General features: G+C 59.6%; 14 protein-coding genes and 2 pseudogenes. 12 read left to right on the forward strand and 4 right to left on the reverse strand.

Annotated elements, in window-relative coordinates:
• Positions 1 to 120: 120 nt before the first annotated feature.
• Together ABK249_RS32030 and ABK249_RS32035 are read left to right on the forward strand one after the other, a co-directional pair.
• A pseudogene (locus ABK249_RS32030) lies at positions 121 to 324 on the forward strand (transporter); the annotation flags it as partial.
• 172 nt (positions 325 to 496) lie between these two features.
• Positions 497 to 1,645 carry an alpha/beta hydrolase gene (locus ABK249_RS32035; RefSeq protein ID WP_052182577.1) on the forward strand — a complete coding sequence of 383 codons (1,149 nt, stop codon included), beginning with the start codon at positions 497 to 499 and terminating at the stop codon, positions 1,643 to 1,645.
• 161 nt (positions 1,646 to 1,806) lie between these two features.
• Here ABK249_RS32035 and ABK249_RS32040 read toward each other — a convergent pair whose 3' ends face one another.
• The 4 genes from ABK249_RS32040 to ABK249_RS32055 all read right to left on the reverse strand — a co-directional run bounded on the left by ABK249_RS32040 (position 1,807) and on the right by ABK249_RS32055 (position 6,062).
• The gene (locus ABK249_RS32040) at positions 1,807 to 3,609 is read right to left on the reverse strand and encodes a hypothetical protein (protein WP_348864817.1); all 1,803 of its coding nucleotides are present in this window, start codon (positions 3,607 to 3,609) and stop codon (positions 1,807 to 1,809) included.
• A 120-nt stretch (positions 3,610 to 3,729) separates the two neighbouring features.
• Positions 3,730 to 4,041 carry a hypothetical protein gene (locus ABK249_RS32045; RefSeq protein WP_348864818.1) on the reverse strand — a complete coding sequence of 104 codons (312 nt, stop codon included), beginning with the start codon at positions 4,039 to 4,041 and terminating at the stop codon, positions 3,730 to 3,732.
• 29 nt (positions 4,042 to 4,070) lie between these two features.
• Positions 4,071 to 5,087, reverse strand: coding sequence for an HAD family hydrolase (locus ABK249_RS32050; RefSeq protein ID WP_227705827.1), 1,017 nt, complete (start codon positions 5,085 to 5,087; stop codon positions 4,071 to 4,073).
• Between the two features lie 9 nt (positions 5,088 to 5,096).
• Positions 5,097 to 6,062, reverse strand: coding sequence for a formylglycine-generating enzyme family protein (locus ABK249_RS32055; protein WP_348864819.1), 966 nt, complete (start codon positions 6,060 to 6,062; stop codon positions 5,097 to 5,099).
• Positions 6,063 to 6,348: 286 nt separating this feature from the next.
• On the opposite strand from ABK249_RS32055, the gene ABK249_RS32060 reads away from it, so the two are divergent.
• The 10 genes and pseudogenes from ABK249_RS32060 to ABK249_RS32105 form a co-directional block, all read left to right on the forward strand.
• The gene (locus tag ABK249_RS32060) at positions 6,349 to 7,161 is read left to right on the forward strand and encodes a transporter (protein WP_348864820.1); all 813 of its coding nucleotides are present in this window, start codon (positions 6,349 to 6,351) and stop codon (positions 7,159 to 7,161) included.
• Positions 7,162 to 7,220: 59 nt separating this feature from the next.
• Complete coding sequence (locus ABK249_RS32065; protein WP_052182580.1) at positions 7,221 to 8,228, forward strand: ABC transporter substrate-binding protein; 1,008 nt, start codon at positions 7,221 to 7,223, stop codon at positions 8,226 to 8,228.
• A complete protein-coding gene (locus ABK249_RS32070; protein ID WP_415926499.1) occupies positions 8,225 to 8,884 on the forward strand; it encodes a L,D-transpeptidase in 660 nt (219 codons plus the stop codon). Before ABK249_RS32065 ends, ABK249_RS32070 begins: the two co-directional genes overlap by 4 nt.
• 15 nt (positions 8,885 to 8,899) lie before the next feature.
• Positions 8,900 to 9,214, forward strand: a complete 315-nt coding sequence (locus tag ABK249_RS32075; protein ID WP_037145514.1) for a hypothetical protein — start codon at positions 8,900 to 8,902, stop codon at positions 9,212 to 9,214.
• Between the two features lie 36 nt (positions 9,215 to 9,250).
• A complete protein-coding gene (locus tag ABK249_RS32080; protein ID WP_348864822.1) occupies positions 9,251 to 10,633 on the forward strand; it encodes a DUF3300 domain-containing protein in 1,383 nt (460 codons plus the stop codon).
• 22 nt (positions 10,634 to 10,655) lie between these two features.
• The gene (locus ABK249_RS32085) at positions 10,656 to 11,594 is read left to right on the forward strand and encodes a DUF2950 domain-containing protein (RefSeq protein WP_348864823.1); all 939 of its coding nucleotides are present in this window, start codon (positions 10,656 to 10,658) and stop codon (positions 11,592 to 11,594) included.
• Between the two features lie 4 nt (positions 11,595 to 11,598).
• The gene (locus tag ABK249_RS32090) at positions 11,599 to 12,798 is read left to right on the forward strand and encodes a hypothetical protein (RefSeq protein ID WP_227705832.1); all 1,200 of its coding nucleotides are present in this window, start codon (positions 11,599 to 11,601) and stop codon (positions 12,796 to 12,798) included.
• A 157-nt stretch (positions 12,799 to 12,955) separates the two neighbouring features.
• Positions 12,956 to 13,258: a hypothetical protein gene (locus ABK249_RS32095; protein WP_348864824.1), complete on the forward strand. Its 303-nt coding sequence runs from the start codon at positions 12,956 to 12,958 to the stop codon at positions 13,256 to 13,258.
• Positions 13,259 to 13,386: 128 nt separating this feature from the next.
• Positions 13,387 to 13,659, forward strand: a complete 273-nt coding sequence (locus ABK249_RS32100) for a hypothetical protein (RefSeq protein WP_348864825.1) — start codon at positions 13,387 to 13,389, stop codon at positions 13,657 to 13,659.
• 82 nt (positions 13,660 to 13,741) lie between these two features.
• Positions 13,742 to 13,839: pseudogene (locus ABK249_RS32105) on the forward strand (IS630 family transposase); the annotation flags it as partial.

The raw sequence follows: 13,839 nt of genomic DNA on the forward strand, positions 1-13,839 counted from the left end.
CGGCCGCTCGTTTTAAAAACTGAGGAACGCACACGCAACAGCAGCAAAAAACGAACCAGGCCCTGGAGGGGAGCCATGCGACTTGCATTAGAAATTTCAATCGCAGCCTGCGCATCCGTCATGATTGCGGCTTTGGCCTTCGCCGGCCACGCGGCGGCTCAGGAGGGAACTCAGGAACTGGCCAAGCAACTTTCCAATCCGATCGCGTCGTTGATAAGCGTGCCCTTTCAGTTCAATTATGATCACGGTTACGGACCTGATGATGGTGACAGGGGCTTCGTCAATGTGCAGCCTGTCATACCGTTCTCCATCAATGACGAGTGGAAAAAACGGGATCGCAGGACGGCTCATTCCCTTTTGGCATCGAGTATTCGAGAGGAGAAATCGTTTGGTCGAGAGTTCTGTCGGTCGTCGTAATTGTACCCCACGGCGCGCCGGTCCTGGATATATCGCACTGCCTGCAAGCGATCGGAGGTGCCGCGAAGCCGTCGGCTCCATGCGGAAGCGTGCGAACCGGGCCGTCGCTCTTCTGGTCGGCCTGGCTGTTGCCGGGTGTGCCGGGCGTCCCGAGGGTGTTCTTACCCCGATCGCCGCCGGCCAGCAGTCGGCATCGGCATCGACCGTGACGATGCTAGTTGCCACCAGTCGAAAGCCATCAGGCGATTCCGCGACCCTGTTTTCAGGGGAACGCAGCCTGACGCTATCGTTGACCGACATCACCATTTCGATTCCACCGCATCGGTCCTCCGGTACGGTGCAATGGCCAAAGAAGTTGCCGCCTGATCCGGGCAAGGAGTTTGCGGTCGTCAGGGCGCAGAATGTGGAGCGAGGCACCGAGGCGCGCAAATGGTTTCAGAAGTATAACAAGACGGGACACGTTCTTGTCTTCGTCCACGGGTTCAATAATCGCTACGAGGATTCGGTTTTTCGCTTTGCCCAGATCGTGCACGATGCCGATGCGGAGGTCGTTCCTCTGCTCTTCGCCTGGCCGTCCCGTGCAAACTTGCTCGACTACAACTATGACAAAGAAAGCACGAATTTCTCGCGCACGGCATTGGAGGAGGGGCTCGGGATCATCGCGGAAGACCCTACGGTCAAGGAGGTAACCGTCATGGCCCATTCGATGGGCACATGGCTGGCGATGGAATCGCTGAGGCAGATGGCTTTGCGTGACGGAAGGGTCGCCGCCAAGATAAAGAATGTCATCCTCGCCTCGCCGGATCTCGACGTCGACGTCTTTGGGCGCCAATGGTGGGAACTTGGGGAAAACAAGCCGAAGATCACCATTTTTGTGTCGCAAGACGACCGGGCGCTCAAAGTGTCGCGGCGGATCTCGGGCGGAGTCGACCGGGTAGGACTGATCAATCCTGCAGCCGAACCATACCGCACCAAGCTGGAAACTGCCGGAGTTACGGTGGTGGACCTCACCAGGCTCAAGACCGACGATTGGCTCAACCACGGCAAATTCGCGGAAAGCCCTGAGATTGTGCAGTTGATCGGCTCACGGCTGGTAACGGGACAGACCCTCACGGACTCGGATGTCGGTATCGGCGAGACTGTCTACAGCGCGGTCGATACGGTGGGCAGGGTTGCGGCGACCACAGTGGCCGCTCCGATCACTCTTGTAGATCGCGGGAGACGCTAAAGAATCTTCGACCTGATTAGTTGCGGCCTGAATCAAGATTTATAGTATAATGTGAATGTTATATATGTTGAATACAGGATATATTATCTGCCGGTTGACTTCCGCGTCGAGCGGCAAGCAGGCCTTGTTCGGGCGAAGAAGGCATTTAACATGGAATGCGCTCATTGGCCTGCCGAGGCAAGCGATGCGCTTCGAAACGACAGGCCGGCCTTGCGAATACCATCCAGGAAGTGCGCTTTGTCGCTGTCGGAGAAGTTTCGCTTTTTCAATTCGGCGTCGATCTTGTCCAGAAAGTTTGATTTCGTGGCGTAGAAGCGGCCCGCGCTTGTTTGCGCTTCTTTCATCATTCCACTCTGAGCATAGGTTGCCGCGGCGATCAGGTGCGGCAATGGATTGTCGACGTTTTCGACACGACGAATGAGATCCGCCGCAATGGCATAGTGTCCGAGCAGATAATTAATCATCGCCAGGGACGTCAGGTAGTAGTTGGCGTTGCTGGGATTGTCTGCGAGCGCCTTCTCGATCAGGGCCGCTCCCTCTGCCAGGGAGCCTGATGCGGCCAGACGAATGCCGAACTCGCCGGTGAGTTCCATGTCGTTCGGATTAAGGGCCAATGCCTCGCGCCCCGTCTTTAAACCCATCTCGACATTGTTCATCAGGAAATAGATTGTCATCAAGGCTTGTTGAGCCCGAATATTGTTCGGATCAAGGGAGATTGCGGTACGTGACGCCGCAAACGCGCGTTCCAGAGAGGTCGGGTCTTTGGGGACATCGCTGGGGCCAAAGCGCTCCTCATCCAGGAGAACTGCGGCCAGCAAAGCCCAGGCCGTGGCATACTCGGGAAACCTCTCCACCGATTTCTCAAGACAGCTTAGAATATCAGCGCGTGGGCTCCAATCGAGCTGTTGCCTGTAGCCGTAGTAGGACATCAGGCAGGTATAGGCCTCGGTGTCGCTGCGGGAAGTGGACTTCAGGCTCACGAAATTTTCACGAGCGATGACCCCATACGCTTGGCCGATTTCCGTTGCGACCTTGTCGGCGACATATTTCTGGAAGTTGGCCGGGTTCCCGACGTCGACCTCGCCATCATAGGTTCGAGTCCACAGAACTTCTCCACTTGATCCATCCAAAAGGTTCACTATCAGGTGGAGATGGGTTCCCGAGGTATGTATGGACCCACCCAGGTCAAAAATCCCGCCGCTGGCCGGAACTTGTTCATAAGTCTCCTTTGTAGGCGCGGTGATTACGATTATATCCTTGAATCTGGCGAGCCGGCTTGCAATTTCAGCAGACACTCCGCGGGCATATACCGTCGAATGATCATTGGTGCCGAGATCTTCGAAATCTCTGATAAACACCCGCGGCGCATATTCGACATAGCTGGCCGGCTGGTCCGATGCATTCCAGTTGTAATAACCTGTTGCACCCACGGTCAGGGAAGCGGCCAGCGCTCCAAGTATCATCATCTTCCGGTTCAGGTGGTGAACTTCAGCGTGCGCGTCAGGTCGTTGTCCGGACTCATTGGTTGCCCGTGAGCCGCCCGTGTTCTGTGTCAAGCGCCGAGCGAAGCGCGGTATATAGCAGCCTTTTGGAACGCTGATGAGAATGGGATCCGCCTGGCCAGCGATCAGATAATAACGCTCAAGTGCGCGGCGGATTCGACCCGCCTCAATGCGGACAACCGGATCGTTCTGAGCATCGAATGATTGACTGCGGCCAAATACCTCGATTGCAATGGAGTAGGCCTTTATTCGGTCTGACCTGCCTGCAAGCGTCTCATCCACCAGATATTTAAGGAACTTCTTTGCACGGTCGGGAACGGCAAGTTCTTCGCTTGCCAGGATGCGATCCAGTTGATCCTTTACATCAAGAACGAAGCGCTCCGGCTCCAGCGTATCCTCCGGAACGAAACCAGCCAACGGCGCAGCGCCGAGTAAACGGACTGAGGGACCGTGCTCCACCATGTTCGCTGCCCTCCCTCGAATAGCCAATTCACGTCGGCTATGATAGGCAGCACCATCTTACGAAAGTGCGGCCTTTATCCTCCTGCCGTTTCTGATGCCTTACTTTAGCAATCTATGCAATTAGGAAATATCCCTACTGCCCGATGTCTGCGCATTAGGGGGCGAGTCTTTCCGCACCTGTTTCGGCACGCCATGGCTGCAAAAATGCTGTAGCTCGACTTGGATATCAGCGACGTGCAGCGCCGGCTGAAGGAACGGGTTCCCGCTATGATAAGTTTGGCGCAATTTAGGCTCGTACGGCTGACTGCCTCCATTCGCGGCATCCATCACCAACCAGTACGGTTCCGGCGGCGAATCCTCCAGTTCAACCCCCTCATCAAAGGCGGCCAAGGAAGCATAGGCAAGGCCCCGCAGTTCCGACAGCACCGCCAAGCCTTCGGCTCCCGGATGAGGCCGTGCCGCTAATTTTCGAAGGCGTAGACCTTCTTCCAGTCAGCTTTCATGTCGACCACCAGCCAGTTGCGACGCTCGGCTTCGTTCAATGCCTTGTCTAGACGCCCGAAAGCAGAGTTCCGGTCGTATGCGTATTCGCGTTCGCCATCCGTGTGATGGATGATCATCGCAAAGCCATGCTGTTTTCCGCCGGTCACCCATCGCAGCATCTCGTAATCGCCGTCGGAATTGCCGGCGACGAAGACTGGGCGACGACCGATGAACTGGTTGATGCCCACAGGCTTGCCGGGGCCGTCGTCAATGAAATCGATCGCCGGCAGCCGCCGCAGGACCGGGACGTTTCCGACAAGGGCGAACTCCGTCCTGATCGTGCTGCCGATCACCTGCTCGGGCGGAATGCCATAGGCTTTTTCCGTAATCGGACGCATGAATTCGATGCCACCGCCGGAGACGATGAAGGTCCGGAAGCCATTGGCGCGGAGATATTCGAGCAGTTCCCGCATCGGCAGAAACGTCATCTCGTCAAAAGGTTTGCCCGTTTTCGGGTGCCGCGCGGTTGCAAACCAGTCGGTGACGATCTTGTTGAACTCGTCGGTGGTCATGCCGGCATGGGTCGCCATGCCAAGATCGACGAGTTCCTTTTCGCCGTTCCTCGCCACGCCGGCGAGGTCGTTGGCGAGAACGGATTTATAAGGCTCTTTTTCCTTCCACTCCGGATGCTGCGGGGCAAGCCTCTGCACCCGGTCAAGGACGAAGCCGAGCTGGAAATAGTAGGGTTGCTCCGACCACAACGTGCCATCGTTGTCGAATACGGCGATCCTGTCTACGGGGGCCACGTATCCCTCGCCGCCCTCGGTGACGCTGCGTTGAACGAACTCCATGATCCGCGTTTTGGCAGACGTATCGTTCCAGGAGGGAAGAGGCTCCTGGGCGAGAGCGGGCCGCAATAGTCCCAGGAGCAACAGAACGAAAGCGACGAGAAGCGAGGCAAGGACCGCATCTATGTTTCGAGACTGCCTGATCATGGACTTCTCCTATGCAGGTACGCGTTTCACACAGCGGAAGCCCACATGGCTTGTGGAGGTGTCCTCCGGTTCGGCATGGCGGGCGGCGGGTCGGTAGCGGCGGCAGTAGTTCGGGGCGCAGAGATGCGAACCGCCTTTCAGGACACGCCGGGCGATCCTTATCGACGGCTGGCTGGGATCGTAGCTTGCATCTTCCGGGCCGCCCCGCGGGTTCTTCGGGATGCAGCAGGACTTCGCCGCGGGCTCGGGGTGGCGGGCGGACCAGTAGTCGCAGGTCCACTCCCAGACATTGCCGATCATGTCATAAAGACCGTATCCGTTCGGCGGGAACGCTTTGACGGGTGTGGTGCGTTCCTGTCCCTTGGGCTTTACGGTGCTGACCGGAAAGATGCCCTGCCAGGTGTTCGCGCGTGGAACTCCCCCCGGCATCAACTCTTCGCCCCAGGCGTATTCTGCATCGTCGAGACCGCCGCGTGCCGCCAACTCCCATTCAGCTTCCGTCGGCAGATCGAGGCCGGCCCAATCGGCATAGGCTTTCGCGTCGGCATAGGCGACATGCACGACCGGGTGATCGAGTTTGCCGCGCAGGTCACTCAGCCCACCCAGCGGCCGCCGCCAGTTCGCCCCGAACTTGAATATCCACCATTGCGAAATGTCGGCGCCTCTGACCTGTTTGGGCTGGACGAAGACCAGCGAACCGGCCTTCAACATCTCGGGCAGCGCGCCGGGATAGTCTTCGGCGTCGGGGATCTTTTCTGCGACCGTCACATGGCCCGTCGCCTTCACAAATTCCATGAACTTGCGATTGGTGACAGGCGTCTCCTCGATAAAGAATCCGTCGACATCGACGGAGTGAGCCGGCGCCTCCTCCGGATAGTGGTGGTTCGAGCCCATCGTGAATGTCTGGCCCGATATCCAGACCATTCCATCCGTAGGCGTCGACAGCTTTGGTATCCTCTCGACCGCAAGTGTCATGCCTGCCTCCGATTCACCAGAGCGCAGCATCGCTGCGCGCGATGTAAACAGGAAGTACGTAACGGTAAATGCCCGTCGATTTACGTGCCCTCTGCACGCCCGAAGAGCAGTTGGCGGAAGTCTAACACGAGTGGCAGCGGTTTCCTCCCACGGACGTAAATGCCGGGGTATTTACTGTAACGTACTTCCATCCGCCCGTCCGACATGGGCACCTTTTCGCCGGCAGATATCCCGAAACCGTGAACCGGAGACAGGGGCTGGATCAGGAGGAGGGAAAGGAGTCGTGATGACAAGGCCATCAGCATCGGGCTCCTTGGCAGCGTGGTCGATTGTTTTCGGATCTCTGTCGGACCCTGCCTTCGCACAGGATGCCGACACCGATCTTGCCAAGAAACTCAGCAATCCGGTGGCGTCGCTCATCAGCGTGCCTTTCCAGTTCAATTACGACCGCGGCTTCGGCCCGGACGACGGCCATCGCCAGATCCTCAACATCCAGCCGGTCATTCCCATCTCCCTCAACGAAAACTGGAACGTCATCTCCCGTACAATCCTGCCGGTGATCTGGCAGGATGATGTTGCCGGCCCGTCCGGCAGCCAGTTCGGCCTCGGCGATATCACTCAGAGCTTCTTCTTCTCTCCCAAGGAGCCGACGGCGGGCGGGATCATCTGGGGTGCCGGGCCAGTCTTCCTTCTGCCGACCGCGACCGACGATCTGCTGGGCAGCGGCAAGTTCGGCCTCGGTCCGACGGCCGTCGTCCTGAAACAGGAGGGATCGTGGACCGTGGGCGCGCTTGCAAACCACATCTGGTCGGTCGCAGGCGATGGTGACCGGCGCGATGTCAGTTCCACTTTCCTCCAGCCCTTCGTGTCCCTTACGACGCCCGACGCCTGGACCTTCACGCTGAACATCGAAAGCACCTACGACTGGGAAAGCGACGACTGGTCGGTGCCGCTCAATTTTCAGGTTTCCAAACTGGTCAAGTTCGGCGAACAGCCTGTCAGCTTGACCGCAGGCGCGCGCTACTGGGCGACGGCGCCCGACAATGGGCCGGAAGGCTGGGGGTTCAGGCTCGCGATGACCTTCCTGTTTCCGAAGTAGTGTGGCCGCACGCTTCGGCGACAAGAGATGAACGACACTCAAAGAGGCACGTCATGCTAATGAAAGTCTCAGGCCGTGACGATGGTAGCAAAACACAGCCGGTATCGGGTGCCGACGGGCGTCGCCGGCTGCGTGCAGCTATTCTTTCCATCCTGCTCGCAGGCGTTTCAGCTTCGGCGAATGCCGCCGACCTTTCGATCGCAATGCCAAACTGGCCCTCGGGACAGGCCACCGCCAACATCCTGAAGGTCGCCATCGACAAGAAGTTCGGCCTGCAGTCGGAGGTGCGCGAAATGGGTGCGCTCATTGCCTTTGCCGGGCTGGAAACCGGCGACGTCGACATCCACCCCGAGGTCTGGCGGCCAAACCTGGACGCGGCGATCGCCAAATACGTGGACGAGAAGAAGGTGGTCGTCCTCGCGAAGCGTTCCGTCGCCGCATGGGAAGGCCTTTGCGCCACCGAAGACGCCATCAAGGCCGGAATACGAAGCGTCACCGATCTGACGGATGCCGACAAGAGCGCTCTGCTCGATACGGATGGCGACGGCCGCGGAGAGTTATGGATCGGCGCTCAGACCTGGACGTCGACCGGCATCGAACGGGTGCGCGCCAATAGCTACGGATATTCCAAAAACCTCGCGCTTGTGGAAGCGGAGGAGGACGTCGGCATGGCGGCGGTGGATGCTGCCGTCGCGACGGGCCGCCCCATGGTCTTCGCCTGTTATGCGCCGCACAATGTCTTCGAGCTCCATCGGGTAACGCGTCTGGAGGAGCCCGGCCACGATCCCGCGAAATGGAAAATCGCCCTGGGGGACGATCCGCTCTGGATCACGCATTCAAGCGCCCCCGTCGCCTGGCCGCCCTCCGAATTCCATATCGCCTATTCGAAGTCCTTCGCTTCGAAGCACCCGGACGTGGCTGCCTTTCTCGAGAAAATCGACTTCACACCGCAGGAAGTGACCAGCATGACCTATGCACTGCAGGTGGAGCGCCAGCCAGCTCCCGACTACGCCGAAAATTGGGTCAGGCAAAACGCCACTCGCATCGATGGGTGGGCGAAGCCATGAAGAAGGCATTTAGAACCATCGCATTGTCATCTGCCGTCCTCTGGCTGGCCGCGTTCGTCGCGCTGGCCGCGCAGACGCAGATTTTTGATCCAAAGACCCGAAAATGGGTCGACTACGACAAGAAAACCGCGCGCCAGTATTTCGCCCGCAACCAACAACTCCCAGACGCATTCCGCATGCAGCGCGTCACCTTCCGCACGGCGGAGCAGCCCGGCACGATCATCATCGACGGCAACCAGCATTTCCTTTACCTCGTGCAGCCCGGCGGCCAGGCCATTCGCTACGGTATCGGAGTGGGGCGGGAAGGGTTCGGCTGGGCCGGAATCGTGCGCGTCGGACGGACCGCGGAATGGCCGACCTGGACACCTCCCGCAGAGATGGTTGCCCGCGACCCCAATGCCGTCAAATGGGCCTCCGGGATGCCGGGCGGTCCGGAGAACCCCCTCGGCGCACGCGCTCTCTATCTCTACGAAGGCGGCGCCGACACCATCTACCGCATTCACGGGACGCCGGAAACCTGGACGATAGGTCTCGACGTCTCTTCCGGATGCATCCGCATGAATAACGACGACATCATCGACCTTCACTCGCGGGTGAACATCGGGGCGAAGGTCATTGTCCTGATGCAGGGCGCAGCCCTGTATAAGGGCGTCTGAAAAGGGGGACGGGAATTGCTCAGTTTCTTACAGCGCCGATCATCACCGGCAATCTTTATCGCGGCGATAGCGACCATTGCTGCCTGCCAGTCGGCGCCGCCGCCCGAGCAGATGTCGCGGACGGCGGTGCAGACAGCACCCGCCGACCTCCAGCTCCTTTGCGCCGATGCGGTGGCGAAACAGAGCGGTCTCGATCGGGCGAAGATCCTGCCGACCGGATCGCGCCCGCTCGAGACCGGGGCCTACGGCGTCGACATTGATGCCGTAGGCCGCAAGTTCAACTGCGTGATAGACAGCACGGGCATTGTGAAGAGCGTACAGCCCGCATGAGCCTGGGAACGTTGTCCAGAGAAATGGGAGGCCGACATGAACATCAACCCATCCTCCATCGTCAAACGGTCGACGTTCGCGGCGACGGTCGTCCTGGCGGCTGCGTCCATAGCCGTGCCCCAGTGGCCGAGCACTGTGTCCGCCCAGTCCACCACGACCGCGGCTCAATCCTCGCCGGCAGACCAGCCCGATCCATTGAGCGAAGACGAACTCGAAGTTCTGGTTGCGCGTATCGCCCTTTACCCAGACGAGCTTCTTGCGCTGATCAGTTCGGCCTCGCTCTACCCGCTGCAGATCGTGGAGGCGTCGCGGTTTCTCGAAAATCACGCCAAGGATTCGAACCTAAAGCCGAAGGAGAGCTGGGACGGCAGCATCGTCTCGCTGTTGAACTATCCCGAAATCGTCAGGATCATGGCGGACGACCTCGACTGGACGCAGAGCTTCGGCGACGCCGTCGCTTACCAGCAGAAGGACGTGCTCGTCGCCATTCAGGCGCTACGCGACAAGGCCGTCGCCGCCGATATCATCAAGACCGACGACAAGATCAAGGTCGTTCAGGAGAACGACAATGTCGTCATCCAGGCTGCTGATCCGGAAAAGATCTACGTTCCGCAGTACGAACCTGCGATGCTCTATGAGCCCGACTATCAGCCGGTGCCGCTGTCCTACTATCCGGACCCCTATCCGAACTACTGGTATCCGACGGCGACCTTTTTTGCGGGCGCCGTAACCGGGGCGATCTTCGCTTCCGTAGTCGACTGGGACAATTGGGGTGTATGGGGCGGCCGCTTCGACGGTGGCGACATCGACATCGACTGCAACAGATGCATGAACGATATCGACGTTAACCGCAGGCTCAACTTCAACGATATCGACTGGAAGAACGTCGACCGGAGCAAGATCAATTTCGACAAGAACCAGTTCGCCAATCTCGACCGCACCAGCATCAAGAACGGAATCGAGGCAAATGGCGGCAAGAACCTTCGTGACAGAGCAAAGGACGTTCGGCAGGGTTCCGCAACGAACCTGCGCGAGCGGAAGACGGCGCTCAAGGATATCCGAGCAAACAAGATCGATAGCTCGAGGCGGCCTGGCGGCGGCGCTGTGGCGAACCGAAACCCGCCCCGCCCTGTGGCGCGGCCAGATACCAGGCGGGCCGATGCCGGTCGATCCGCAGGAAAGATCGAACGCAAGGTCGGCAAACCCCGTCCGGCAGCCAAACGCGACAATCGGCCGAGACACCCATCCGGTCTGGGCGAAGTCAGGCATGGCAAGGTGGCGAAGGTTCACTCGCAGCGCGGCGGGCAGGCACTCGGCGGAGGTCTGCACGGCGGCGGACGCCCGCACAGGGAGTTCCATGCGGGTGGAGGCTCCAGGCCGGCAATGCACCGCGGCGGTGGCGGCCACCGGCGCCGTTGATGATCCGCGAAAGGAACATGTCATGACCAGATTGATAAAAATCGCTTTTGCGGCGCTCGCACCCGCACTGCTTTATTTTCCTGCCAGTGACGTCGGCGCCCAGGAGAATCCCGCTGGGCTCGGACAATACGTGTCGACCACAGAACCCGAGGAGTTCGACGATCCGGACGAGGCCCTGACCGCGTTGAGGGAGGCGCTTGCGGCAAATGATGTCGACCGGGTCGCAACCCTGCTCGGGCTCGACGCGGCCAAGCTCAAGGCGGGCGAGGACGTGATGGACGCCTTCTCGATGATTCGAGAGGGCGCCGCAAGACGGCTGGCTCTCGAAAGCGAAGGCGAGCGCCGGATCGTCGAGGTGGGCGACATGCTCTGGCCGCTGCCGTTTCCGCTTGTGAAAACACCCGGCAACAAGTGGGCATTCGACACCGAGGCCGGTATCGAGGAGATCGCCAACCGCCGCGTCGGAGAAAACGAACTTGAGACGATCGCAACGCTGCGGGCGTATGTGGATGCGCAGGAGGATTATGCTCTCGACGACCACGACGGCGATGGCGTCCTCGAGTACGCGCAGAAGTTCATCAGCGCGCCGGGGGGCACGGACGGCCTTTACTGGCCGGACGATCAAGGCGACGGCCCAAGTCCTGCAGGTGACCTTCGCCAGTCGGAAATCGACAGGGCTGCGGAGGGCAAGGGTTACTTCGGATACCGCTTCAAGATCCTTACCCGTCAGGGAAGCAACATCGCCGGCGGCGCATACGACTACGTGATCAACGGCAACATGATCGCAGGCTTCGCCGTGGTCGCCTGGCCCGTCGTTTATGGCGAGACGGGGATTCACACCTTCGTCGTCAATCGCAATGGCATCGTCTATCAGGCGGATCTCGGGCAGGACACCGAAAGGCTTGCAGCCGATATCCGGCAGTTCAACCCGAACGACAATTGGGTCGTGACGGGAGACTGACGTCATGGGGGCGAAGGGAGAGGCCGCTGAAAACGCTGCCCCAACCCCAACGGCAGCTTCCGGTGAGACATCATTCGAATTCCTCGCTTTTCGGGGCGGCCCGTTCTATGATCTTCAAAAGCGCTTCGCCCTGCTCGAGGACCACGCGCTTAGGGCCGGACCGCGGGCGCTGATCTTCACCGCTCTCGCATGGCTGGTGCCGCTGGTTCTCTCCATCACCGATCCTCGTTCGTATCTTGCCGATCCGGGCGTCTGGGCCAAGTTTTTGATCGCGGTAGGCGCTTTTCTTCTGGCCGAGCAACAGGTCGAGTGCGGCTTGCGCATGAAGCTCGGGCAGTTCGTCCGTGCGCCCCTGATCGCTCCGCACTCATTGCCTGCCGCTGGGGATGCGGTCGCTATGGCGCTACGGCGCAGGGATTCGGCTCTGGCGGAGGCGGTCTGTCTGGGATTCGGTATCATGCTTTCGGTCGTCGCCTTCACCGGCATTTCGCCTGCGGCCTCCTGGGCCGTCGATCCGGCGCCTGACGGGCCACGCATAACCCCGGCGGGATGGTGGGCACTGTTCGTCAGTTTGCCGCTTTTCGGTTTCCTGTTTCTGCGCGGGCTATGGAGGCATCTGGTCTGGGCACTGCTGTTACGCAAGATCGCCACCCTCGACCTTCGGCTCGTTGCTACCCATCCCGACGGAAATGGAGGGCTCGCCTTTCTTGCCGATTACCCGAATGCCTACATGCTGTCCGTGCTCGGTGCGAGTTCAGCCGTGGCAGCTGCGGTCGCCAAGCACCTTGCGCACGAGACGATCAGCATGACCACCTTCACCAGCATCACGGGGGGATGGCTGGCGATCGTGCTGGCGCTCTTCGTCCTTCCGCTCGCGGCGTTCTCAAGTCCGTTGGTGCGGCTCAAGGAGAGCGGCGTCCTCGTCTGCGGTGCGCAAGCGACGCGGTTCCAGCGCGCGGCCGAGCGGAAGGCGCTCGGCGCAAATGTCGTGGCGGACTCGCCGGAGGAGCGGGACGAAAAGGAGGAAACATCCGACGTGTCCAAACAGTTTGATGCTTTCCGCAAGCTGTCGGGGGTGCTCGTAAACCGTTTCGCGGTTTTGCCCGTGGCTGCCGCGGCTTTGCTGCCGTTCGCAATCGCGGGAGCGATGAAGCTGCCGTTCAAGGAGGTATTTTCCGTTCTCAAGAAGCTGCTGCTTCTCTGATAGCCAATCCTTCTTAGCCTGGGCACGCTCGTCAGTTGCAATCAACGCGCCTGCGACATCCTCCTCGCACAGTCCGCATCTGCATTTACTGTAACGTACTTCCAATGCGCCCGGCCTCGGAGGAGGCTCGGGAGCAAAAACTGACGAGGGGTCTCCGATGCCCATTGACGACTATACCGACGAAACCGGCGAGAAGGTCAGGTCGCGTCGAGGCCTTTGGCGTCTCATGCTGAGGCTGCCCACGATGCGAGGCGATCTCCAGATCCTGGCTGCCAAGTCCCACCGCCTGGATGCGCTCTGCGCAGCCTACGAGGACGCCAGCGTCACGCTCGCACGGCTCCGCAAGGAACGACACAACGCCGACCAGACGCTCCTCGCCGAGTACCGCATGATCTGTGAGGAAATCGAATCAGACGTCATCCAATATTGTCTCACCCACGACTCCAGTGTGTCAGAATAGCATGTACAAAATCGCAGTTCTCTAAAACTTAAAGTTTAATTAGCAATCGATGTTGAAACTTCTTGTCAATTACGCGATAGTGGCTCTGGGTTGTACTTAAGTCGGACCATTCGTTGCGAGGGGCGTTCATGGGCGCTGAAGAGCACGACACCGGGACCTCGGAAGTATCGGAACCGGAGGCACGGACGGAGCTGACGCGGCTGAGTTCCGATGAACGGTTTCATGCGACCGGACGACAGAAAGCCATTCTGATCTACCTCTCCGAACGGAAGTTCGCCGGTTGTGAAGAAGGAACGAAGGCGTTCGCGATCGCCGTCGATGTCCTCGGAAGAACATCGAGTTTCGAATCATCCGTCGACCCCATCGTTCGCATCGAGATGAGCAGGCTTAGAGCGGGATGAATTTAGGCGGAATCGGCATGGGGATTCCCTTTTGTGAGCAAATCAGATTCACTATTCAGGCCGGTGCAGGAGGCCGGCCAGGATGGCGAGACCCTTTTCGGATGACCTTAGGGACCGTGTTGTTGGTGCAGTGACGCGCGATGGGCTGTCCTGTCGGGCGGCGGCGAAGCGCTTCGGCAT

It is taken from the genome of Neorhizobium phenanthreniclasticum, assembly GCF_040066075.1.
In the GTDB taxonomy this organism is placed as follows: domain Bacteria; phylum Pseudomonadota; class Alphaproteobacteria; order Rhizobiales; family Rhizobiaceae; genus Neorhizobium; species Neorhizobium petrolearium.

Coding starts and splice junctions, on each gene's coding strand:
- ABK249_RS32065 (WP_052182580.1), top strand. CDS start 7,221: ATGAAAGTCTCAGGCCGTGACGATGGTAGCAAAACACAGCCGGTATCG.
- ABK249_RS32035 (WP_052182577.1), top strand. CDS start 497: ATGCGGAAGCGTGCGAACCGGGCCGTCGCTCTTCTGGTCGGCCTGGCT.
- ABK249_RS32090 (WP_227705832.1), top strand. CDS start 11,599: ATGGGGGCGAAGGGAGAGGCCGCTGAAAACGCTGCCCCAACCCCAACG.
- ABK249_RS32095 (WP_348864824.1), top strand. CDS start 12,956: ATGCCCATTGACGACTATACCGACGAAACCGGCGAGAAGGTCAGGTCG.
- ABK249_RS32080 (WP_348864822.1), top strand. CDS start 9,251: ATGAACATCAACCCATCCTCCATCGTCAAACGGTCGACGTTCGCGGCG.
- ABK249_RS32085 (WP_348864823.1), top strand. CDS start 10,656: ATGACCAGATTGATAAAAATCGCTTTTGCGGCGCTCGCACCCGCACTG.
- ABK249_RS32060 (WP_348864820.1), top strand. CDS start 6,349: ATGACAAGGCCATCAGCATCGGGCTCCTTGGCAGCGTGGTCGATTGTT.
- ABK249_RS32070 (WP_415926499.1), top strand. CDS start 8,225: ATGAAGAAGGCATTTAGAACCATCGCATTGTCATCTGCCGTCCTCTGG.
- ABK249_RS32100 (WP_348864825.1), top strand. CDS start 13,387: ATGGGCGCTGAAGAGCACGACACCGGGACCTCGGAAGTATCGGAACCG.
- ABK249_RS32055 (WP_348864819.1), bottom strand. CDS start 6,062: ATGACACTTGCGGTCGAGAGGATACCAAAGCTGTCGACGCCTACGGAT.
- ABK249_RS32040 (WP_348864817.1), bottom strand. CDS start 3,609: ATGGTGGAGCACGGTCCCTCAGTCCGTTTACTCGGCGCTGCGCCGTTG.
- ABK249_RS32050 (WP_227705827.1), bottom strand. CDS start 5,087: ATGATCAGGCAGTCTCGAAACATAGATGCGGTCCTTGCCTCGCTTCTC.